At 69.9% G+C, this 21,893-nt stretch carries 19 protein-coding genes and 2 pseudogenes; 7 read left to right on the top strand and 14 right to left on the bottom strand.

What is annotated here, in order from left to right:
- Window positions 1-7: 7 nt before the first annotated feature.
- A complete protein-coding gene (locus OO71_RS12445; RefSeq protein WP_033289843.1) occupies window positions 8-1,174 on the bottom strand; it encodes an acyl-CoA dehydrogenase family protein in 1,167 nt (388 codons plus the stop codon).
- Window positions 1,175-1,234: 60 nt separating this feature from the next.
- Here OO71_RS12445 and OO71_RS12440 point away from each other — a divergent pair, with 60 nt between their 5' ends.
- Window positions 1,235-3,784, top strand: a complete 2,550-nt coding sequence (locus OO71_RS12440) for a winged helix-turn-helix domain-containing protein (protein WP_033289842.1) — start codon at window positions 1,235-1,237, stop codon at window positions 3,782-3,784.
- Here the strand turns inward: OO71_RS12440 and OO71_RS47320 are convergent.
- From OO71_RS47320 to OO71_RS50045, 5 genes are read right to left on the bottom strand one after another with little or no spacing between them, the layout of a single operon-like run.
- Complete coding sequence (locus tag OO71_RS47320; RefSeq protein WP_051791489.1) at window positions 3,781-4,530, bottom strand: DUF1028 domain-containing protein; 750 nt, start codon at window positions 4,528-4,530, stop codon at window positions 3,781-3,783. The two genes, OO71_RS12440 and OO71_RS47320, sit on opposite strands and share 4 nt — an antisense overlap.
- A gap of 16 nt (window positions 4,531-4,546) precedes the next feature.
- Window positions 4,547-5,359: an alpha/beta fold hydrolase gene (locus OO71_RS50905; protein ID WP_033289841.1), complete on the bottom strand. Its 813-nt coding sequence runs from the start codon at window positions 5,357-5,359 to the stop codon at window positions 4,547-4,549.
- Window positions 5,360-5,388: 29 nt separating this feature from the next.
- Window positions 5,389-5,946, bottom strand: a complete 558-nt coding sequence (locus OO71_RS50900) for a hypothetical protein (RefSeq protein WP_033289840.1) — start codon at window positions 5,944-5,946, stop codon at window positions 5,389-5,391.
- Between the two features lie 41 nt (window positions 5,947-5,987).
- Entirely contained in the window at window positions 5,988-6,782 is a 795-nt protein-coding gene (locus OO71_RS46375) for an LLM class flavin-dependent oxidoreductase (RefSeq protein ID WP_051791488.1), read from the bottom strand.
- Window positions 6,779-6,961, bottom strand: a complete 183-nt coding sequence (locus OO71_RS50045; protein ID WP_051791487.1) for an LLM class flavin-dependent oxidoreductase — start codon at window positions 6,959-6,961, stop codon at window positions 6,779-6,781. The genes OO71_RS46375 and OO71_RS50045 overlap by 4 nt, the downstream gene beginning before the upstream one ends.
- Window positions 6,962-7,246: 285 nt before the next feature.
- Here OO71_RS50045 and OO71_RS53325 point away from each other — a divergent pair.
- The 5 genes and pseudogenes from OO71_RS53325 to OO71_RS12405 all read left to right on the top strand — a co-directional run.
- Window positions 7,247-7,615, top strand: a pseudogene (locus OO71_RS53325) (xanthine dehydrogenase family protein molybdopterin-binding subunit); the annotation flags it as partial.
- Window positions 7,616-7,685: 70 nt separating this feature from the next.
- Entirely contained in the window at window positions 7,686-7,805 is a 120-nt protein-coding gene (locus OO71_RS53320; protein WP_425388668.1) for a hypothetical protein, read from the top strand.
- A 417-nt stretch (window positions 7,806-8,222) separates the two neighbouring features.
- Entirely contained in the window at window positions 8,223-8,471 is a 249-nt protein-coding gene (locus OO71_RS50040) for a hypothetical protein (protein WP_156096272.1), read from the top strand.
- Window positions 8,471-10,084 (top strand): hypothetical protein, encoded by a 1,614-nt coding sequence (locus OO71_RS12410; protein ID WP_033289838.1) that lies wholly within the window; start codon window positions 8,471-8,473, stop codon window positions 10,082-10,084. Before OO71_RS50040 ends, OO71_RS12410 begins: the two co-directional genes overlap by 1 nt.
- Window positions 10,085-10,102: 18 nt before the next feature.
- A complete protein-coding gene (locus OO71_RS12405; RefSeq protein WP_033289837.1) occupies window positions 10,103-10,345 on the top strand; it encodes a hypothetical protein in 243 nt (80 codons plus the stop codon).
- 186 nt (window positions 10,346-10,531) lie between these two features.
- Here OO71_RS12405 and OO71_RS12400 read toward each other — a convergent pair whose 3' ends face one another.
- Complete coding sequence (locus OO71_RS12400; RefSeq protein WP_033289836.1) at window positions 10,532-11,071, bottom strand: TetR/AcrR family transcriptional regulator; 540 nt, start codon at window positions 11,069-11,071, stop codon at window positions 10,532-10,534.
- A 69-nt stretch (window positions 11,072-11,140) separates the two neighbouring features.
- Between OO71_RS12400 and OO71_RS12395 the strand changes: the two genes are divergently transcribed.
- Window positions 11,141-11,827 carry an alpha/beta fold hydrolase gene (locus OO71_RS12395; RefSeq protein WP_033289835.1) on the top strand — a complete coding sequence of 229 codons (687 nt, stop codon included), beginning with the start codon at window positions 11,141-11,143 and terminating at the stop codon, window positions 11,825-11,827.
- Here OO71_RS12395 and OO71_RS12390 read toward each other — a convergent pair.
- The 7 genes and pseudogenes from OO71_RS12390 to OO71_RS12365 all read right to left on the bottom strand — a co-directional run bounded on the left by OO71_RS12390 (window position 11,824) and on the right by OO71_RS12365 (window position 21,893).
- On the bottom strand, window positions 11,824-13,035 hold the full coding sequence (locus OO71_RS12390) for an NAD(P)/FAD-dependent oxidoreductase (protein ID WP_033289834.1): 1,212 nt from the start codon (window positions 13,033-13,035) through the stop codon (window positions 11,824-11,826). The two genes, OO71_RS12395 and OO71_RS12390, sit on opposite strands and share 4 nt — an antisense overlap.
- Window positions 13,036-13,214: 179 nt before the next feature.
- Entirely contained in the window at window positions 13,215-13,448 is a 234-nt protein-coding gene (locus OO71_RS52160; RefSeq protein WP_245633650.1) for a COG4315 family predicted lipoprotein, read from the bottom strand.
- 57 nt (window positions 13,449-13,505) lie between these two features.
- Window positions 13,506-13,673, bottom strand: a pseudogene (locus tag OO71_RS52155) (hypothetical protein); the annotation flags it as partial.
- A gap of 286 nt (window positions 13,674-13,959) precedes the next feature.
- On the bottom strand, window positions 13,960-17,550 hold the full coding sequence (locus OO71_RS12380; RefSeq protein ID WP_211260504.1) for a discoidin domain-containing protein: 3,591 nt from the start codon (window positions 17,548-17,550) through the stop codon (window positions 13,960-13,962).
- Between the two features lie 19 nt (window positions 17,551-17,569).
- Entirely contained in the window at window positions 17,570-18,742 is a 1,173-nt protein-coding gene (locus OO71_RS12375) for a glycoside hydrolase family 183 protein (protein ID WP_051791486.1), read from the bottom strand.
- Between the two features lie 861 nt (window positions 18,743-19,603).
- Window positions 19,604-20,605: a LacI family DNA-binding transcriptional regulator gene (locus tag OO71_RS12370; protein ID WP_051791485.1), complete on the bottom strand. Its 1,002-nt coding sequence runs from the start codon at window positions 20,603-20,605 to the stop codon at window positions 19,604-19,606.
- 148 nt (window positions 20,606-20,753) lie between these two features.
- Window positions 20,754-21,893, bottom strand: a complete 1,140-nt coding sequence (locus tag OO71_RS12365; protein ID WP_211260503.1) for an 8-amino-7-oxononanoate synthase — start codon at window positions 21,891-21,893, stop codon at window positions 20,754-20,756.

Below are 21,893 nucleotides of genomic sequence, written 5' to 3'. Positions count from 1 at the left end.
TCCGGGGTCAGACGAACGCGGACCGGCCGGTGATCGCCCGGCCGACGATGAGGGTGTTCATTTCGCGCGTGCCCTCGTAGGAATGGATGGCCTCGGCGTCGGCGACGAACCGGCCGACGTCGTACTCCAGCAGGATTCCGTTGCCGCCCATGAGCTCCCGGGCCATCCCGGCGGTTTCGCGCATCTTCGTGGTGCAGAATGCTTTCGCCAGCGACGCCTGCTCCTCGGACATCCGCCCGGCGTCCTGCAGCCGGGACAGCTGCGCGACCAGGCACAGCGACGCGGTGATGTTGCCGAGCATTTTCACCAGCAGGTCCTGCACAAGCTGGAAACCGCCGATCGGGCGGCCGAACTGGGTGCGCTCCTTGGCGTAGGCGAGGGCACGCTCGTACGCACCGATGGAGCAGCCGACGGCCTGCCACGCCACCGACGTCCGGGTCATCCGCAGTACCGCGGCGGTGTCGGCGAAGGTGTTCGCGTTCTGCAGCCGGCTCGCCTCGGGTACGCGGCAGTTTTCGAGCCGGAGGTGCGCGTTCTGCACGGTGCGGAGCGCGATCTTGCCCTCCATCTTGGTCGCGGTGAACCCGGGCGTGTCCTGCTCCACGAGGAAACCTTTGACCTGGCTGTCCTCGACATCGCGGGCCCAGATCACGACGACGTCGGCGAACGTCGCGTTGCCGATCCACTTCTTCTCGCCGTCGAGCACCCACTCGCCGCCCTCGCGCCGCGCGGTGGTCTTGAGGCCGCGCGAAGCGGCGGACCCGACGTCCGGCTCGGTCAGGCCGAATGCGCCGATCTTCTCGAAGCGGTGCATGGCCGGGAGCCACTTCGCCTGCTGCTCGGCCGAACCGCAGAGGTGGATCGAGCCCATCGCAAGGCCGGCGTGCACGCCGAAGAAGGTGGCGAACGACGGATCGGTACGGGCGAGCTCGAGGGTGACGAACCCGTCGAGGAGGCTGGTGCGGCCGGGCAGCCCGGGGCCGCGGTAGGAGAGGCCGCCGACGCCGAGCATGCCGAGCGGGGCGATCAGGTGGTGCGGGAAGCGTTCGCGGGCCCAGTGCCAGTTCGCCACCGGGGCCACCTCGGCACCGAGGAACTCGCGCAGCCGGGCGAGCAGCGCGCGGTCCTCGTCCGGCAGGTCGCCGGCCAGCGCGTAGAAGTCCGTGGTGTCCATCGGACGAAGGTAGGCAGCCGCGCTGGTCGGCACCCCTGTCCAAGGTTAGGGTTCGGGGTTATGCAGGTGGTGGCGACGAAGCTGCTGGTACCGCCGGGGCGGCCGGGCACGGTCGGCAGGCCGCGGCTGCTGCGCCTGCTCGACACGGTCCCGCACCATCCGGTCACGCTCGTCACCGCGCCCGCCGGATTCGGCAAGACGACGCTGGTCAGCGCGTGGCTGCGGGAGTTCGCGGGCCGGGTCGGGTGGCTCACCCTCGACGAGGACGACGACGTGCCCGGCCGGTTCCTCGACTACCTCGTGTCCGCGCTCGGCACCGGCCGCACGCTGCTGGACTCCGGTACCGCGTCCACGCCCGCGGTGATGGCCGGGCTGGTCAACGAGCTGGTCGGGCAGGACTGCGTGCTCGTGCTCGACGAGGTGCACCTGCTCGCCGAACCGGAGATCCTCGACGCGCTCACGTTCCTGGTCGAGCACTGCCCGCCGGGCCTGCACCTGGTGCTGCTCGGCCGCACCGAGCCGGACCTGCCGCTGGCGCGGTGGCGCGGGCGCGGGCTGCTGGCCGAGATCGGCGCGTCCCAGCTGCGGTTTTCCGCGGACGAGGCGGCCGGGCTGCTCTCCGCGGTCACCGGGCGGACGGTCGACGCGGGCACGGTCGGCGAGCTGAACCGCCGCGCGGAGGGCTGGGCGGCGGCCCTGCAGATGCTCGGCATCGGGCTGCGGGACGGGGCCACGCCGGCGCCGTCGGTGCGGTTGCAGCCGGGCAACCGGTACGTGCTGGACTATCTCGCGCAGGAGGTCGTCGCCCATCAGCCCGCCGGGGTCCGGGAGTTCCTGCTCCGCACGAGCGTGCTCGAAATGCTCACCCCGGCGCTGTGCGACGCGGTCACCGGGAGCACCGGCAGCGAACGGCGGATCCGGGACCTCGAACGCGCCAACCTCTTCCTCACCCCGGTCGACGACGCCGGGGAATGGCATCGCTACCACGGCTTGTTCGCCGATTACCTGCGCGGTGAGCTGGACCCCGAGGTGGCGGTGGAGTGTCACGCGCGGGCGGCGCGGTGGTACTCCGCGCGGGGGAGGCCGGCCGAAACGATCCGGCACGCGGTGCCCGGACGGGAGATCGGGCTCGCCGTCGAGACCGTGCGCGCGGAGGCCGAGGACCAGATCCGCCGCGGGGAGCTCGCGACGTTGCTGTCGTGGCTCAACCGGCTGCCCGAGGACGAGATCCGCGCGCACGCCGACCTCGCGGGTCTCAAGGGCTGGCTGTTCTACCTTGCCGGGCGCGCGGACGACGCTGAGGCGTACGCGGCGATCGCCGACGCCGGGATGGGGCCGGACGCGCCCACGTCCGATCGGGCGATGCTACGGACGTTCCAGGCTTACCTGGCGCTGACGCGTGGTGCCCCTGCCGAAGCCGCCACGCTGGCCACCGCAGCGCTGGACCTGCTCGGCGACAGCACGTCGTTCTTCCGCGCCGCCGCCATGGGCGTGCTGGGCCAGGCGCGGCGGCTCACCGGTGACCGGCGAGGTGCGATCGAGGTGCTGCGCGAGGCGGTGCGGGTCGGCGAACGGAGCGCGAACCCGCTGAGTGCGCTGGAGGCCACCGGGTATCTCGCGCCGCTGCTGTACGTGCAGGGACGGCTGCGTGAGGCGATCCTGCTCTGCCGCGACGCCCTGCGCGGGCACCCTGGCGTCCCGATGAGCGGCCTGGCCGAGGTCCCGCTGGGCACGCTGCTGTACGAACGTGACGAGCTCGCCGAAGCCCGCACCCATCTCGTCGACGGAATCGCCCGATGCGAACAGCTCGGCACGACGTCGTACGCCCTGCTCGGCCTGCGCACCCTCGCGCGGCTGCGGTGCGCGTACGGGCGGATCGACGACGCTTTCGAAACCCTCCTGACCGCGCGCCGCCAGGCCGACGCCGCCGAGGACGACCGCCGCGCCCGGCTCGTCATTGCGACGATCGCCGAGCTGCACTTGCGGTCGGGCAACCCGGCGGCGGCGCAGCAGGCGTTCGACGAGATCACGTGCGACGCGCCGACGTCGGATTACGAACAGCTGACCCGCGCCCGGCTGCTCGTGATGCGCGGCTCGCGGACGGCCGCGCTGGACGTACTGGGCGCGATCGAGGACCGCGCCCGCGCCGAGGGCCGGGACGGCAGCCTGATCGCGATCCTCGTGGCGAGTGCCCTCGCGCGGTCGGATCGGGACCTCCTCGCCGCCGCAGTGGAAGCCGCCGCGCCGGAGGGCTACCGCCGCACTTTTCTCGACGAGGGAGCGGTGCTGGTGCCGATGCTGAAGGATGTCCGCTCGACGGCCCCGGAATTCGTAGCGGACCTGCTGCAGCGGCGAAACCCGGCCGCACCCGCCCGGCGGCCGTCGGAGCTGCGGACCGTCGAGGGGGTCGGCGTGGTCGAAACCCTGACGGAAACCCAGCGGCGGATTCTGGGGCTGATCGCGACGGGAATGTCGAACCAACAGGTGGCGGACAAGCTGTTCATCACGGTCGGGACCACGAAGTGGCATCTGAACCAGATCTTCGGCCGGTTGCAGGCCCGGAACCGCACGGAGGCGGTGGCACGGGCCCGGGAGCTGGATTTGCTTTAGCCGCCAAGGCGTTCCGCGGCGGCCAGCGTGAGGAGACCGGCTTGGGCAAGCCGGGCAGGCAGGCCACCCAGCTCCGGTTGCCGGTCCAGCGCTCGGGCGAAAGCCGCGCGGGCGACGTCCGCCTGGCCTGCCCGGGCGAGGACCACCGTTTGCCACAGCAGAAACTCCGCATTACCCGGCTGCAGCGCGCTGACCTCGGTATCTCCCGCGGCAAGACCCGTCACGACGGACTCGTCGGCACCCGGGCCGAAAACCGCGCCGGGGGTGACGAAGGCGCGTTGGAGGTGTCCCATCGCACCATGCAGGGTCAGCAGGCGGGCGAGGTCGCCGAGGGGGTCGGCGGAGTCGTCGACCCGCAGGTCCACCAGGACCGGCGCACCGACGTCCCCGCTCACCACCAGCAAAGCGGCGGCTTGACGGCCCCGTGCGTCGCCACCGGCGGGGATGCAGTTCTCGCCGGTGTGGACGGCGGAGGTCCCCGCAGCATCGAGCATCGCGACCTGCCGGACGCCCGGCGAAGGGTCGTCGGCGAGCAAGGTGGACAACGCCTCCGCGGCAGAGTGTCCGCGTTCCATTGCAGCGAGACCGGCCGGGCCGTAGCGGACGTCCGGAAACGCTTGCGTGGCAACCACTCCCACGCCGGATCGGGCCCACGGGACCACGCTGCCGACGGCGAAGAACCGCGACTGCACCCCGACCCCGAGCGCTCCGGTGACTGCGTCGCGGAGCAGGACCGAGTACGTCATCGCGCCGCCTCGGCCATCATGGCAGCTCCGCCTTTTCCAGGTGCCCCCGGAGCAGGGCGGCGGTTTCCTCCGGCGCCTCGTACATCGGCAGGTGCCCCACCCCGGGCATCAGCACGAACGGCGCATGCAGCGCCTCCGCCATCGCGCGGCCCTGGTCCGGCGGGCAGGTCCGGTCGAGCTCGCCGGACACGACCAGCGCCGGCGCCCGTACGCGATCGGCTGCGCCGCGGACGTCCGTCTCCAGGGTCGAGCGCCAGATCTCCGTCACCGTCGCGACGTCGTTCGGGTTCGTGATCGCCAGGATCTCGTCGATCACCGCCCGCGGGGTCCCCGGCGCGACGGAGATTTCCGGGATCGTCTCCGCGAACATCCCGCGGACACCTTTCTCCGCAAGGATTTGCACCACCGATTCCGCATCCGCCCCGCCCACCGCGAGGGTGCTGCCGAACCCGGTGAGGGAGACGACCCGCTCGGGGACGCGTTCGGCGATCGCCACCGCCAGTGCGCCGCCGAGCGAGCCGCCCACGAGGTGGCACCGCCGGACCGCGAAGTGGTCGAGCACCGCGAGCAGGTCCTCGACCCAGGCGTCGACGGAGAACGGCCGGTGCGCGGTCGATCCGCCGTGCCCGCGCAGGTCCGGCATCAGGCAGAACCGCTCGTCGCGGAACGCGCTGGCGACCGCTGCCCAGGCCTTGCCCTGCAGGTTGATCGGGTGGATGAACAGGATCGGCGTCCCGGCCGCGCCCGGCGAACCGGCCGTCCAGCCGCGCAGGGTCTGCGCCGGGGTGTCGAACGCGAACACGGCGAGCTCCGCGGAGCGGGTGCCCATCGTGACCTCCCTCGAATTCGGATACCGGATCAGGGCACGAGCTCGCCGCGGCTGCGGGCGGTGTCGCCGAACGCCGGGCGTGGTTCGTCGGCGTCCGGGGCGGGGGAGCAGTGGAAGTGCCACATCCGCCAGGAGGGCTCGCCGGTGCCGTCGTCGCGCAGGTAGCACTCGGTCGAGCGGACGCGGTGCTTGGCCCCGTTCGCGTGGTACCCGGTGCTGCCCGCGCCGAGCCCCTCCTCGCCGATCTCGGCGACGGTGAACAGCACGTCGGCGGCGAGCCACGCGGCGTTGCCCTCCACCACGAGCTGCACGATCCGGGTCACCGGCTCCTCCGGGACGGCCAGCTCGGCGGAGTACTTCGTCCACAGCGCGACCTTCTCGTCGAGGCCGTAGTACGGGTGCCCCTGCAGGTTGAACATCAGGTAGTTGTTCGCGCCGACGGGGAAGTTCGGCGTCATCCGCGGGATGTCGATGCCGTGGTTGGCGCCCCACCATTCGGTGTGCAGGTGCACGATCTCGGCGACGTCGGCGTCCGGGTTCGGGGAGCTGACCTTCGTGCGGAAGGTCGCGGTGGCGGATTCGGTCATCATTTCTCCTCGGGTGGTGCGATGGACAGGGTGCTGGGGCCTCAGCCGAACGCCTTCGCGGCGAGTTCGAGCGCGGTGGCGGCGGTGGTCCGGTCGGCGGGAGATAGCACGACACTCGTCGCGCCGGCTTCGAGCAGGGCGTGAATCCGCTCGGTGACCTGGTCGGGATCACCGGCGACGGCGAGCTCGTCGACCCATTCCCCGGGCAGGTCGCGTTCGATCTGCTCGGCACCGCCGGGCATCAGTTCGGCAAGCGCGTCCTGGTAGCCGTACGGCTTCAGCAGCGGGCAGTGCGGCCCGACCGCGGCGAGGTAGTGCGCGAGCGGCGTCCGCACCGAGGCACGGGCACCGGCGGGAGCGCAGTTGAACAGAGCGAACGTCGGGGTCAGGTGGGTGGACCGGCCGCCTTCCGCCATCCCGGTGCGGATGTGCCCGAGTGCCCATTCCAGGTACTTCGCACCGGACAGCACACTCATCACGGTGCCGTCGGCGACGCGTCCGGACAGCCGCAGCGACTTCGGCCCGAGCACCCCGGTCAGGATCGGGACCTCTTCGCGGGGCGGGTGGGCCAGCGCGATCCCGGCGAAGGTGAACTGGGCGCCGGTCCGGTCGACAGTCGCTCCGGCGAGCAGTTCGCGGACCGCCGTCACGCGTTCCTCCAGCGCGGTGAGCGGCGACTTCGCGGTGAGGCCCATCTGGTCGGTCCAGAACGCCAGTCCGTGGCCGATCCCCGGCACGACGCGGCCGGGGTAGCAGCGGGCGAGGGTGGCGATTTCCATCGCCGTGACCGCCGGATGCCGGGCGACCGCGGCGACGACGCCGATCCCGACTTTCACGTGCCGAGTCGCAGCGAGGGCGACCCCGGCCGCGGTGAGACCGCCGTGAGACCGCCGTGGCAGAAGTAGTCCTCGGCCAGCCACACCTCGGAGTAGCCGAGCTCCTCCGCCCGCCGCGCGAGCCCGGCGATCCGCTCGGGCGGCGTCGCGGTCGGGATGAACACTCCGAGCGGGATCATGGCAGCTCCTGTGCAGACGTCCGGGCGGGGTTGCCACCCACTTTCCGGCGCCCGGCGCACGCGCGGAATGCACAGCGCGGAGAACGCGGTACCGGTGCGCTGTCTGGCGTGCACAAGCGTTGGGCACGGTCCACAAACGCGGTTTCGGCAGGTGTGCGGAACGGTCAATGGACGGGCCGCGCTGCGCGCGCGACGGTGGTCGGGGCGGGGAGATTCCCGGCAGGATCGGAGGCGGTCGTGACAGCCAGCGGCACAGCGGCGGACGTGAAGACCATCGGCTCGCGCATGCGGCGCAAGGAAGATCCCCGCCTGCTGACCGGGCGGGGGCGGTTCCTGGACGACATCGCGGTACCCGGGATGCTGGAGGCCGCCGTGCTGCGCAGCCCGGTCCCGCACGCGCGCATCACGAGAATCGACGCGTCGGCGGCACTCGAACTCCCCGGCGTCTTCGCCGTCATCACCGGCGAAGAGGTACGCGCAGCATGTGCGACGACGCAGCCGGTGATCTGGCGGATGTTCCCCGGCCAGCACATGAGCGAGCACTACGCACTCGCCACGGACAAGGTCCGCTACGTCGGCCAAGCCGTCGCGGCCGTCGCGGCCGTGGACCGGTACATCGCCGAAGATGCGCTCGAGCTGATCGAGGTCGACTACGAGGAATTGCCCGCGGTCAGCACGGTCGACGAACACCGCGGAAGACGTACTGACGACCCGCGAACGAGAGGTGGCAGCCCTACTGGCCGAAGGCCTGTCAAACGGCGAAATAGCCGCAAAACTCTTCGTTCACCACCACCGACTGACCCCCCGCCCGCCGTTCCGTGAAGGGAACCTTCACGGAATCTGATTCCCTCATGGTTCCCTTCACAGCCTTCCCCCGCGACCACCCCCCAACCGCCGCCCGCGCACCCAACGGGAACCGGGCACCCAGACCCGGCCCTGCACCCCGATCCGAAGCCAAAACCGTAGTCACAATCAAGCTTCGGGGTGCCCCACCGCAACATTCCTCACCGCCACAGAAATACCCAGCCAACCCCGGAATATTCCACCAACGTATGCTGTACTGAAAGCACCCACCCGCGGCACCCATTTTCCTCGACTGTGAACAGTGGGATTTTATACCCCATTCCCGCACCCCGGTGGAAAAGCGGCGAAATCGATTACCACTGCGCCGTTCGGCTGAAACCACCCCCTGCCGGTATCACCCCCAAGATCCCCCGCGACCTTTCCCGAGGGTAATTCCGCCGCACCCCGAGGACGAAAGATGACCGATCAAGAACGGCCCCCCTCCGGCCAAGGTCACGCCGAAGGCGCGGAAACCACCCCACCCGAAGACGCCCGAGACACCCCCCAAGACCCCGGATACGAGATCCCGATCGGAATGCCGGTATCCCCGGAAGAAATGGACCGGCTCAAGAAAGCCGCCGAACGGCATCGTGCCCGGGAGGAGGAGACCGAAAACCCGACCCAGAACGGTGACCCGGCCGAGGAGAAAGAAGGAGATGATTCGTGATGCCTGACGTAACAGCACCCGAAAGCGGCGCAGGCGAAACCGGCGGTGGCGCATCGAGAGCGATGGCGGACCTGACGGTCGACGAATTGCTCGCCACCCCGCCATCACCAGTCCGGTCGCCCCTCTTCGCCCAACGTTTCCCCGTCGAAATGGAGGAATACGACAACCTGAAAGCGGGCGCCCGGGAACACAGCCCCGACGCACTGGCCGCCGACGACACCCTCGAAGCACAGACCGACGAGGAGGTACCCGAGCAACAGCCGGAGGAAAACCCGCCGGAGGACGAACTGGCCGGAGGACTTGCCCCGGCCGCCTCGGCAAGCTTCGAAGGCATCTCCCAGACCGCCTTCCGCCCACCGGACTGCACCGTCGCCGTAGGCCCGACCCGAGTGATGGCCGCGGTCAACGTGGACCTCGTCGGCTACGACAAGACCGGCCTGCAGGTCTTCCGCTGGGCCAACTTCACCGCGATGTTCAACCCGGTCCTCCCGGCCGGCGCGCAGCTTTTCGACCCGAAACTGGCGTACGACCACTACAGCGGCCGGTGGATCGTCTGCGTCGCGGCGCGGCGCGCGAACCCGCAGGGCTCCTGGATCATGCTCGGCGTTTCGCAGACCGGCGACCCGGCGGGCGCGTACTGGATCTGGAGCACCGACGCCACGGTGAACGGGTCGACGGCCACGGGCAACTGGTCGGACTACCCGATGCTCGGCTTCGACACCCAGGCGATTTACGTGTCCACCAACCAGTTCGGCTTCGGCGGCGGTTTCGCGCACGCGAAACTGCGCATTTTCAACAAAGCCGAGCTGTACGGCGGCGGGGTGGGCCCGAGCCACAACATCCGGTGGTGGGATTTCTGGGGCCTGAAGAACCCGGACGGCAGTGCCGCGTTCTCCGTGCAGCCGTGCTGCCATTTCCAGGGCCTCGGCGGGAACCCGCGGGCGTACCTGGTGAATTCGCTGTTCCCGTCCGGGTCGAGCCTCACGCTGTGGACGTTGTCGAATTCGCTGGGCCTGTGGTCCGGCAGCGCGCCCACACTGACTTCGACCGCGGTCGCCTGCCGCAGCTACAGCCTGCCGCCCGGCGCCGTGCAGAAGGACGGCGGGACCACGCGGATCGCGACCAACGACACGCGGCTGCTCAACGCGGTCTTCCAGTCGGTGGGCCGGACGCAGCGGGTGTGGACCACGCACACGTCCGGGTACAGCTGGCGTGGCGACACCGAAGCGCGATCGGTGGTGCAGTGGTACGAGATCGACGTGCCGAGCCACGCGATCTCGCAGCAGGGCGCGTTCGGTGCGTCCGGCAGGCACTACTTCTTCCCGGTGATCCAGACCGACATCTCCCGCAACGCGCACGTCGCGTTCGGCCGGTCCGCCGCGGACGAGTACGGCCACTTCCGCCAGACCGGCCGCCTCGCCACCGACGCGCCGGGCACGTTGCAGGGCAGCGCGACGGTGATCGCCGGGCAGAGCGCGTACACCGGCGGCCGGTGGGGTGACTACTTCGGCATCGGCCGCGACCCGTCGGACTCCCGCACCGTGTGGAGCTACGGCGAGTACGCCGGCGCGAGCAACACGTGGCGGACGCGCGTCAACGCGGCGAAGTACTGAGCAGGGAGGTCGTAAGCCATGAACACTGCACGGGCACGCAAGGTCCGCATCGCGATCGAGGCCGTACTCACCACTCTCAGTGCCGTCGCGCTGGTGCTGACCCTGGTGATGCCGGACTGGATCGAACGCCTCACGGGCGAGTCCCCGGACGGCGGCAGCGGGGAAACGGAATGGCTGTTCACCGCGGTCGCCTGCGTGGTGACGCTCCTGTTCGCCGCCTTGACGGCATGGGAATGGCGGCGGTTGCGCGCCGCGGTGTGAGTTTCGCGGGCATCGGGTTTTCCGCCGGTGCCCGCTTCATTCCCCGTAGGTGACCGCGGTTGACCAGGCGGCCGGGGTGCTTCGGCAGGACTGCCCGGTGCACGACGGGTACCTGCTGGTGGGCTGCCTGTCCGCCACGATTCGTACCGGTGGCGACTGGCGCTGACCCTCGACGGCTTGCGGTGACTAGAGCGTCGCGAGGAAATCGTCGAAGGCCTGATCGGCGCGGGCGGCGTCGCCGGTGGCTTCGAGGTCCATGATCAGGCCGCGGATCACCGCCAGCACAAGGGTGCCGAGTTCCGGGCGGCCGATGGTGCGCATGCCCGCCTCCAGGGGGTGCAGCCAGTCGGTGGTGGCCTCGCGGCGGAAGTCCGGCCACAAGTGGCTTTCGGTGTTCTCTCGGAGCCTGCCGAACATGCTCAGGTACGGGCGCCCGGCCGGGCCGGTCATCTCCCGCCAGGCGTGGCGCAGCGTGGTCAGGTACGGCTCATCCGGCCGTGGGGCGACCAGCCCGCCGAAGAACTCGCGCTGCCGTTGCCGTGCGCGGACCAGGGTTTCGCGCAGCAGCGCGTCGCGGGTGCCGAAGTGGTAGATCAGCATCCGCGGCGAGACGGCGGCCGCCGCTGCGAGGGGTTCGAGGCGGCCGGGCAGGCCGTGGGCGAGGGCGTGGTCGACGCAGGCGTCGAGGATCCGGTCCCGGATTTCGGGCTGCTTGTGCCGTCCCATCGGCACACTTTTTCACGTAATAAATGCTACGTCTACCGTCGGAGGCAGGCCACTGACGGAGGGAAACAGATGCGGGTCGTGTTCGTCCACGGAGCGTGCGTGCGGGACGGGGCATGGTGGTGGCACCCCACCGCCGCGGTGTTGCGGGAGCGCGGGATCGACAGCGTCGCGCCGGAGTTGCCAAGCTGCTCACCTGCTGCGGGACCGGACGGGCCAGGGCTGGCCGAGGACGTCGCGGCGGTGCGCGCGGTGCTGTCCTCCGGTGACGAGCCGACGGTCGTGGTCGCGCACAGCTACGGCGGAATCGTTACTGCGGAAGCGGCGGCGGGCATCGAGACGGTGCGGCGCTTGGTGTTCGTGTCGAGCTACCTGCCCGAGCCCGGCGAATCGCTGTCGACGTTCGGCGCCGACACCCCGCCTCCGTTCCTCGATTTCGACCCCGACGGCGGCACTTTCGGCGCGCGGCCGGACCTGTTCGCCGAAACGTTCATGCAGGACTGCCCGCCGGACCTGATATCCGCCGGTGCGGCCCGCCTCGTCCGGCAGACACTCGCGGTGACCGGGCAGCCCGTCCAGGCAGCGGCGTGGCACGACGTACCCACGACTTACCTGCTGTGCGCCGACGACCGCGGTACCCCGGCGGCGGCGCAACGCGCATTCTCCCGCCGGGCGGACCGGGTCGCCGAGGTCGCGGCCGGGCACCATCCGTTCCTGTCACAGCCGCGGATGGTGGCCGACCTCGTCGCGCAGTACTAGCCAGCAGCGAGTTCGTCGAGCGGTACCTCGGGATCGGCCAGCCGGTCCGGGTCGACCGGGCGGCCGGAGCGGATGAGCGCCTTGATCGGGTCGGTGACGTCCCATACGTTGACGTTCATCCCCGCGAGCACGCGGTTTTCCTTGAGCCAGAAGGCAATGAACTCGCGGCCGGGCACATTCCCGCGGAACACCACGCGGTCGTGACCCTCGATGGTGCCGAGGTATTCCATGCCCAGATCGAACTGATCCGTGTAGAAATACGGCAATTCGTCGTACGTTTCGTCCTTGCCGAGCATGCCCGCGGCAGCCACGGCGGGCTGGTTGAGGGCGTTCGCCCAGTGCTCCACGCGCACGTGGCGGCCCAGGAGCGGGTGGTACGCCTTCGCGATGTCGCCGGCGGCGAAGATGTCCGGGTCGCTGGTGCGCAGGCTCGCGTCCACCACCACGCCGTTGTCGACGTCGAGACCGCTTGCCTCGGCGAGCTCGGTGTTCGGCGCCGCGCCGATGCCCGCGAGAACCGCGTCGGCTTCGAGGACGCTGCCGTCGGACAGCCGGATCCGTTTGCCCTGGTCACCGTTGCTGATGTGCTCGACCTGCACCCCGAGGCGCAGGTCGACGCCGTTGGCGCGGTGCAGGTCGGCGAACACGGGCGCGACCTCCTTGCCCAGCGCGGGCAGCAGCGGCAGCTCGAGCGCTTCGATCACGGTGACGGTGAGCCCGGCCTGCCGCGCCGCCGCGGCGGCCTCGAGCCCGATCCAGCCGCCGCCGATCACGGCCAGGCTCTTGGCCTCGGTGAACAGCTGCCGGAGCCGGTCGGAATCCTCGACGCGGCGCAGGTAGTGGACTCCTGCGGCATCGGGGAGGGTGCGCGGGCTGGACCCGGTGGCGAGGAGGAGCTTGTCGTACCCGAGGCTGGTGCCGTCGGAGAGCTCCACGCGGCGCTCGGCCCGCACGATGCCGGTGGCGCGGACGCCTTGCCGCAGGTCGACGCGCTGCCCGGCGTACCAGGCGGCGTCGTGCACGGTGAGGCTGTCGCGCTCGGCGTTGCCCGCGAGGTAGTCCTTGGACAGCGGCGGACGCTCGTAGGGGAGGTGCTCCTCGTCGCCGACGATGGTGATCTGCCCGTCGAACCCCTTGTCGCGCAACGCTTCCGCGGCTTTCGCGCCGGCCAGCCCGGCGCCGATGATCACGAACGTCGACGAGGTCACTGATGAACTCCTTCGGTGCTGGTACAGGAGAAGGCGGCGCCGGGCCCGGTGCACGACCGGTCCGGCTCCCGAAGTTATATCACCAGCAAAGTTTGGTCTTATTGGGCGGCCGGGTCAAGATGCCCTGATCGGAGGTATCCCCTCGGGTACCCGACCCAAGACGGACGGTGATTCCGGATTCAGTACCCGCCACCGCTGTACCCGTCGCTGCTGCTGGGTCCGCCGGTGCTGCTGGGTCCGCTGGGCTTGGCGGCGGTGGTGATCGCCGCCCCGTCCGGGGACACCATCCACCACAACCCGCCGTTGACGTCGAGCCCCTGCCCGTTGGTCTGCCCGGGCGAGCTGTCGCCGACGTAACGATAAAGCGGATGCCCACCGAGGGTGACCTGCTTGCTGCCGTCCGCCCGGGTCACGGTGCCTAGTGCGGCGGTTGACCCCTGAAGCTGCGTACCCGCCGCAACGGGCGGCCAGTAACTGGCGCAACTCCCGTCACAGACGGACTGCCCATCATGATCCGCGGCAAAGACGTACAACGTGTCACCTTTGCCGTCGGTGACGTGCGCCCCCGCGGCGGGGCTCCCCGCCGTACCACCACTACAGGCGGCAGCCAGTGCGCCCGCGGCCACTATGACAACCATCCCGGACCTGACACCCATCACGGCCTCCAACCACGTGTGCGTCCATGGTTGTCACACGGGTGCGCCGCCGATCCGGTTCAGTGGGGGGCTGGTCTCCCCGGGAGCAGCCCGGTGCTCCCGGGGAGACCAGCGGCCTGCGCGGATCCGCGAGACGACCTCGCCGAAGGGTGTCTCGCCAGGCTGGCCGACGGGGATTCGCCGGAGAAGCCTGTCCGCGCGGCCGGGTTCGACCGGAGTCCGATGCTGCCGGCAGCGGAATCACTCCGGTCGGGGGCGGGGGTGTTCGTCAGGTCGTACGCCGGGGCAGGTTCAGTCCTTCCACTACGAAGCGTGGCCTGCGGGACCGCAATGCACGCGAAGGCCACGAAACGGTCACTGTCGCGGTCTCGCCGGGTAACAGCCACAGGTAGTTTTCGCTGCACTGCAACGGAAGGATGCGCTCGTCGGTCCAGGCATCGCGGGCGGACAAGCGGGCTCCGGCGGTGGCGAACCGGCCCGTGTTGCGCATGGTCACCACTGCGGTGTCCCGGTCGCCTTCGCGGCGGACCGGGCCGGGGCGGAGCCAGACGTCGGTGCGGGTTTTGGGTAGTTCGCGGGCGTCGGCGGGCGTGCGGTAGCGCCAGTAGACGTTGCGCGAGAGTTCCCGATCGCCGGTGGTCAGGCGTAGCCGCAGGAGGTGCAGGGCGGGAAGCTGGTCGGTGAAGGGGACCGGAAACGACGCTGTCACGGACGAAGCGGCGACCGACACCGGCGCGGTCACCGGCGGCCCGAGCGGGCGGCCGCGCACGTCGAACAGTTCGGCGTGCACCGTGGCGTCGACCTGCTGGGCGGTCTGGTTCACCGCGTGGACCTGCCAGTCCGACAGCCGCGCCTGCACGTGGACCGGTTCACAACCCTTGCGGGCGCCGTGGAAACTGCCGTTGGTGTCGAGGTCGTAGTCGTAGGTCTGCCACACCGTGCTGTGGTGCGCCGGATGCGACATCCACAGCAGCACGCCCGACGCGTCGTCCCACAATGCCGCATTGTAGGCCTCGAAAATCGCGCGCATGCTTTCGTAGTTGACCAGCTGGGCTTTGGCGCAGAAATCGTCCAGCGAGGTGCCCGCGCCGTACCGGTCTTCGATGGCCGCGCGGTAGGTTTCCGGGTCCTGGCCGCCGCGGGTGCACCAGTCGTGGTGGAACCACGCCGGGCCGATCGGCCACGACGGCTGGTCGCCCGCGAGCCGCCGCATGCTTTCCGCGACCGGGACCGTGGGCAGGCCGATCTCGCTGTGGAAACCGTAACTGCCGATGGAATACGTTTCCCCGTCGAAATACCGTTTCGGGTCGATCCACGAATACGGCCCGTGCCCGGTCGCCACCCCGCCCGCCGAATTGCCCTGGTACCACAGTTCCGGCTGCAGTTCGCCGAGCAGCTTTCGCAGCCCGGCATCCATGTCCGCGGGCGGGTCGCTTTCGTTGGTGGCACACCACACCACGATGGACGGATGATGCCGGTACCGCACCACAGTGTCCGCCGCGATCTCGAGGAACACCTTCGTGTCGGGCGGGAAAAGTGCGTCCCCGGCCCAGAAATCGTTCCACACCAGGATTCCGTTTTCATCGCAGGCGGCGAAGAACTCCTCGCGGTTGCTGGAGCCGACCCAGTTGCGGATCATCGTGAAGTTCATGTCGCGGTGCAGTGCGACGGTGTCATTCATGCGATTCGGCAGTACCCGCCGGAGCAGTTCGTCGAATCCCCAGTTGCCGCCCTTGCAGAAGACGCGGACGCCGTTGACGCTGATTTGCAGAGGTATGCCCGAATTGCTGACGTGCTTCACGTCTGTCCACTTTGCACCGTCGGCGGACACTTGGACGGTGAACGTGAGGGCGTAAGCGGTTTCCCAGGTGAGTACCACGCGGTCGAACGCCACCGGCGCGCCGAGGTCCACCTGAATCCATTGGTTGTCGGTGTAATTCGAGGACCATCGCGTGTTGTCGCGGCCGTCCACGGCGTTTCCGGGTGGGTTGAAGACGAGATCCTGCGACGATGCCGTGGCGGTCTTTCCCTGGGCCAGGTCGGGTCCGTCATTGTCTGCAATGGACAGTGTCCACAGGGAAATTCCGTACCCGGTGGCGCGTTTCCCGCCCTGGATCCGGACGTAGCGCGCGGTCGTCCGGTCGAAGTGGACAGTCTGTGGTGCCGAGTGCGAGGTCTTGGGGTCGACGAGAACCGGCTGGGACGACGCGTAACCGAACTGCCGGAGCCCGGCTCGTACGGTCCGGCGGTCGCTGAGTTGCCCGTCCACGGTGGCTGCCGTGGTCAATGAGTGCAGTTTCGCTTCGCCGTACCCGTTGGGCCACCACAGTTCCGGATTTCGGATCCGCAGCGAGGGGTTCTGGCCGGGGAGGAACGTTACTTCTGCGGCTGCTCCGGCGGCGAGGTCGACGGTACGGCTGACGCGGGCGCCCGCCAGTTCCGCCGACACGGTGACCGTGCGGGCCGCCGAGGAAACGTTTCGCACCGGCACGACCAGTGTCACCTCGGCGACCGACAGGTCGGGCACCTTGGTGTCCACCCGGGGTTCGCCGAGCACAATGTCCCCAGTGGACCGCAGGCGGACGTGGTTCCAGATCCCGGCGCCGCGGTCGCGGACGCCGGGCATCCAGTCCCAGCCGCTGATGGAGATGTACCCGGGGAGGTCTTTCTGCTCGGCATTGGAGTTCAATGTGGACACTCCGTCCGGGCCTTTGTCGCCCGGGTTGCCCGGATGCGGCATCGGATCGATCCGTACCGCTACCGCGTGTTTTTCCTTTTCCTGCACTGCTTCCGTGATGTCGAACGCCGCTCGCGCGACCGGGTGGGTGAGGGTGCCTGCGGATTTTCCGTCGACCCACACTTCGGCGTGGTGATCGATCCCGTCGAATTCCAGCCAGACTCGCCGTCGGGTCTCGAATCCGCGGGGAAAGGTGAATTCCCGGCGATACCACCAGCTGTGCCGCGACAATGCTTCCGGGGCCCGCATATTGCCGAGCCCGACGGTCGGTTCCGGCAGTTTTCCTTCCGCGACGAGTGCCGTGTGGACAGTGCCCGGTACCGTTGCGGGCAGCCAATCGGAGGTGTCCACACCGGACTGTGCGAGGGCACTGCCGTTGTCACCTGGTACCCGGGAATCCATGGTCAGACTCCAGCCCGATTCGAGCGGGACCGTGCCGTCGTCCGCCCTTTCCAGCGGGGGCGGCGGGGAGTAGTGGCGGCCCCAATCGGTCCAGCCGGTGGCCGGCGGACGTGGCCAATCGGCGTGTCCGTATACCTCAAACCCGTTTACTCCCAACGGGTTCGCATTCGCCTGCTGCTTACCGGTGAGCCGCACCCAGCGCGCCTTGACCGGCGGGTCGAGTTTCACCTCGACCCGCCCGCCCGGGCTGTCGCTCGCCTCGTGGACGGTGCGCCAGGTGCGGCCGTCGGCCGAAATGTCGAGGCTGAACGCGACCGCGCAGCTCGACAGGACCTCCCAGCCGGTGGTGTCGAGGAACGGGTTGATCCCCGACGCAGGGGTGAACGGCGGGTCCGCCGCGGTCGCCTCGAACACCAGCACCACGGACGAAATCGTGCACGGTGCCTGCAGATCGACGGCGATCCACTGTGGATCTCCGCCGCCCGCGCGCCAGCCGGAACCACGCACGCCGGTCTCGGCCAGCCCGTCCACGGCGAACCACGCCGGGGTGGGCGCGTACGCCGTGGACGACGCGGTGACCGGGCGGTAGCGGGCGAGATCCGTGGCCTGCGGACGGACAGGGTCCGCGCCGGCCTCGCCCGCCGACGCGGTGGTGATGCCGAGCCCGGCGAGCAGGACGGCGTTGGACTGCAGGAACGTACGACGGGACACGTCGCTCACGGCGGAGGCTCCGATCGGGTCAGCGGGAGAGCTTGAGGTCCACGAAGCGCGGGCGGTTGCGGTCGATGTCGGCGTAGAGGTCGGAAAGCTTCTCCGCATTGGTGTTGTAGGAGATGACGAGCTCACCGGGACGGCTGATCTCCGGGTGCGCGGCGACGTTGTAGGTGAACCGGCCGGGTCCGCCTTCGGGGGCGACGTACACGAATTCGCCGCCGGTGAACGGACCGGCCGGGCTCTTGGCGTGGTAGGCGTGGATGACGCTGCTGAGCCCGGAGTCGAACGTGGTGAGCAGGTACTCGCCGCCGACCGGGGTCACGCCGAACGACGCGCCGACGTTGCCGAGCAGCCGCGCCGAGCCCGCCGGGTCCGAGGTCCATCCGCTGTCGGTGCGGAACTCCCACGGCCCGTCGAGGTGCCCGACCCGAGCGCGGGCGAGGTGCATGTATTTGGTCGGGCCGTTGCCTTCGACGCCGTAGATCCAGATGTACCCGCCGTCGCTCATGAGCTCGGTGCCCCATTGCACGCCGCCCGCGGAAGGCAGGTCGGTGAGCTTCTCGAGGCGGAACGTGTACGGGTTCAGGGTCGCGAGTTTCGTGCCGCTCCAAGCGAAGTTGAACGGCGGCGGGTCGTCCGACGGCTTCTGCTCGAACTCGATGACCTGCAACTTCCCGCGATCGACGATGCCGTCACCGTTCCAGTACCAGTGGTCGTTGGGCACGGTGGGATTGTCCGGCGTCGGCCCGACGAGCGACCGCGGATGCCCGGGCGGCCCGGGGGCGATGGTGGTGATGAGGTGCTTCGCGTCCGGTGTGGACAGTACGGCGGAGTTGTGCGTGAAGGGGGCGGATTGGGGCAGGCTGTCGTCGGCGTTGACGGGGCCGAAGAAGGTGTCGTTGAAGAGCCACGCGACGAGGCCCGAGGGAAGGCGGGTGGAGTAGGTACCGTCGGCAGCAGCCCAACCCCCTCCACGGCGACGGCCGAACTCCTGCCAGCGCTGGGTGAGCGCGGTGTCGGCCACTGCGCTCACGACCCGCAACGGACCGGCGGCGGCGCTTGCGGTGGTATCGGTTGTGCCGCCTGTTGCGGCGAGTGGGCTCGTGATGGCCGGACTGTCGGCGGCGGCTGGACTTGCGATGGCGAGCGAAGCAGTAACGGCGGCGCACAATGCGACAGCGCGGCGGGCGGGGACCATGGCGCTCCTTCGGGGACCAGGGGTGCTCGGAAGCTGCGGATGCTGGTGCTTTTCGTGGTTCTCGTGCTTCTCGTGGGGGTGCTGTCCGCTGTCCCGCGCCGGTTCCCGTCGAAGGTGGTCCGTGGGCCGGGCTGACAACGTTGGCAACGCGGCCCAGTGTGGTTCGGCATTGTCAGCGTTGTCAATGGGCAGAGCTGGACAGAACGACGAAGAAGACCGGTTTCAGGACGCCCGGGCAGGGAACACGGGACTCCCGCGCGACGCGACACCGCCGGTGGATGAGGGGTTGGCGCGGTGGGGCCGATTGGGTGGGGTGGAGGTCGCCTGGGGCAGCGAGGGTGGGGTGGAGGTCGACCTGGGCAGTGAGGGTGGGTGGAAGTCATCTGGGGCGGCGTGGGCGGGGTGGAGGTCGCCTGGGCAGTGAGGGTGGGTGGAGGTCGCCTAGGGCGGCGCGGGCGGGGTGGAAGTCAGCTGGGCGGTGAGCATGGGTGGAGGTCGCTTGGGCAGCGTGGGCGGGGTGGAGGTCGCTTGGGCAGCGTGGGCGGGGTGGAGGTCGACCTGGGCAGTGAGGGTGGGTGGAGGTCGCCTGGGGCGGCGTGGGCGGGGTGGAGGTCAACCTGGGCAGTGAGGGCGGGTGGGAGTCACCTGGGGCAGTGAGGGCGGCCGGATCGGCAATCCTGGTCCCGGCGAAGCTGTGGCCCGTGAGTCCGGTGCCGGTGAATCCGCGGTCAGTGAATCCTGTGTCAGGGGGCCGCGGCCGGTGAGAGCTTTTGCCGGCGAAGCCGGGGTCGCCGAAGCCATTGAAGCCTCAGCCAGTGACGTCCCGCTCGCGCAATGCAGCCCAGGTCAGCGCGGCCCAGGTCAGCGGGGTCGAGGTCGTAACGCCACCCCGAGGCCTTCCCCGGAGCCGCGCGGCAGCAGGGTCGTCGGGAGGATGATCCGGCGAGGGCGGGAGTGGTCGCCGTCGAGGCGGGCGAACAGGAGTTCTGCGGCGCGGCGGCCCAGTTCTCTCGGGTCTTGCGCCACGACTGTCACGCCGAGGACGCGGGCCAGGTCGGAATCGTCGAAGGCGACCAGGGCGGTGTTCGGCGTGGGGGATTCCGCGATTGCCTGTGCGACGCCGCTTACCAGGCGGGGGTTGTCCGTGAACACGGCGGTCGGGGCGGGGTTCAGGGCCAGAAGTTCGGCCGTTGCGGTGAGGGCTGCATCGGCATCGGTGGCGTCGGTGCGGACGCTGTGTGGTTCCAGGCCCGCCGCGGCCAGTGCGGTGCGGAAGCCGCTCAGACGTTGCCGTGCGGTGTGGATTGCGGGGGAGTGCCCGACGTACGCGATCGCCCGATGTCCTTGTCTCAGCAGGTGATCGACGGCTTGTGCGGCGCCGTCCGCGTGTGCGGCCAGTACGCAGTCCACCGGGAGGCGGTTGGGTGGGCGGTCGGCGAAGACCATCCGGGTGCCGACGTCCAGGTCCGGGCGGAGGTGGTCGTGCCTGCGGTCGGCGGACACCACGATCAGCCCGTCCAGCCGGCGTTCGACCAGGGTGGTGAGCAGGGCGCGTTCGCGGTCCGGGTCCTCGTCGGAGCTCGCGACCAGCGTGGTGAACGACCGCGCGGTGCTCACCTGCTCGATCGCGCTCACCATGCCCGAGTAGAACGGGTCGGCCAGATCCGCGACCAGCACGCCGATCCCGCCCGCCGGACGGTCCGTGCGGCGCAGGTTGACGGCGTTTCCGTTGGGCCGGAAACCGAGGCGGCGGATCTCGGCCTGCACGCGGCTGCGGACGTCGTCGCTGATGAACGGGTAGTTGTGCACCACCCGCGACACCGTTTTCACACTGACCGACGCAGCCGTGGCGACGTCGCGCATGGTCGGCCGACCCGTCGGAGCCGGGCCGCGCCGCGGACGAACCGGATCTGCCACAGCCGCGACAGTACCGCAGCGCACGGGTCCGGATCCGCTGCCTGCACCTGCGGGACGGAGGGGGGAGAAAGTCGTTTCAGCTGGGCGGCGAGCGTCAGACCGGCACTTCAGCCCTCGACCACCCAGCCGCCAGCCGGGCCGCCTGTTCGGCCCGCCCCGCGTCGACTCCGGCGCGCGCGACCAGCCGTAGCCGCGAGATTCCGTCCGGCACACTCGGCGGACGGAAACATCCGACGACGATCCCCTCGTCGTACAGCCGCCCCGTCGCCGCAATCGCCTGCTCGGCCGAATCCGCCGGAACCGACTGCACCGCACCGGGTGCGCGGGGCACCCCGGCGGCGTCCGCAATCGCCGCGGCGACCCGGTGCACCTCGGCCACCCGGTCCGGTTCCGCCGCGATGATCCGGCACGCTTCGGCCGCGCTCGCCGCGGCGGCGGGGGCCAGGCCGGTGTCGAAGATGAACGTCCGGGCCGTGTTGACCAGATGTTCGCGCAGCAGCGGCGATCCCAGCACCGCACCGCCTTGCGACCCGAGCGCCTTCGACAGCGTCGCCGTCACCGCGACATGCGGCGCACCTGCCAGGCCCGCCGCGTGCACCGCGCCCCTGCCCTGCCCTGCGACGCCGATTCCGTGCGCCTCGTCCACCACCAGGAATGCGTCATACGAAGCGCACAATGCCGCCGTACGAAGCAGATCCGTCGCATCTCCCAGCACCGAATAAATCGATTCGACCATCACGACAGCGCGCGGCTGCGTACGATCGCGGAGCAGGTTTTCGAGCGCTTCGAGGTCCCGGTGCGGGCAAATCGCGACGGGAGAACGGGAAAGCCGGGCGCCGTCGATGAGTGACGCGTGGATGTGCGCGTCCGACACCAGCAGCGTGTCCGGCGAGCCGAGCGCGGTGATCATCCCGATGTTTGCCGTGTAGCCACTGGAAAACACCAGCGCGGACGGCTGTCCGGTGAGGTCGGTGAGTTCGCGTTCCAGTTCGGTGTGACACGCGGTGGTCCCCGTGACGACGCGCGAAGCGCCCGCCCCGGCACCGTACTCATCGATCGCGCGAGCCGCGGCTGCACGCAGCCGTGGGTCGGCGCTCAGGCCGAGATAGTCGTTGGACGCCAGGTCCAGCAGGCCGTTCCGGGGATGGCGGGCGGCATCGGTGTTCCGTACCAGCCCGATGCGCCGCCGGTCGCGGTCCGCGGACGTGAGCCATTCGTGCATCGACACCGTCAT

Source organism: Amycolatopsis jejuensis (assembly GCF_000717335.1).
GTDB lineage: Bacteria > Actinomycetota > Actinomycetes > Mycobacteriales > Pseudonocardiaceae > Amycolatopsis > Amycolatopsis jejuensis.
Note: the sequence above shows the minus strand (reverse complement) of the source record. Positions and strands in the feature narration are given on the sequence as shown.